A 575-nucleotide genomic window follows, 5' to 3' on the forward strand; every position below is an offset into this window, starting at 1 on the left:
ACGCCCGCGCCGACGGTACGGCCGCCTTCACGGATTGCGAAACGCAGACCTTCTTCCATAGCGATCGGGGAGATCAGCTTGACGGTGATGGAGACGTTGTCGCCTGGCATAACCATTTCTTTGTCCGCTGGCAGTTCGATCGAACCGGTCACGTCGGTGGTACGGAAGTAGAACTGTGGACGGTAGTTGTTGAAGAACGGGGTGTGACGGCCGCCTTCATCTTTCGACAGAACGTAGATCTCGCCGGTGAAGTGATCGTGCGGCTTGATCGAACCTGGCTTGGCCAGAACCTGGCCACGCTGAACGTCTTCACGCTTGGTGCCGCGCAGCAGCAGGCCAACGTTGTCGCCGGCTTGACCCTGGTCCAGCAGCTTGCGGAACATTTCCACGCCGGTGCAGGTGGTTTTCACGGTGTCGATGATGCCGACGATTTCGATCTCTTCGCCGACCTTGATGATGCCGCGCTCAACACGACCGGTCACCACGGTACCGCGACCGGAGATCGAGAACACGTCTTCCACAGGCATCAGGAAGGCGCCGTCAACTGCGCGCTCTGGGGTTGGGATGTAGGTGTC

Annotated in this window: 1 protein-coding gene; it reads right to left on the bottom strand. The window is 59.7% G+C overall.

The features are described from left to right. A partial coding sequence (locus AC1RTP_RS28525; protein ID WP_498612023.1) for an EF-Tu C-terminal domain-related protein occupies positions 1-575 on the bottom strand: 575 nt, incomplete at both ends.

Source organism: Pseudoduganella sp. GW821-FHT11H04 (assembly GCF_058807935.1).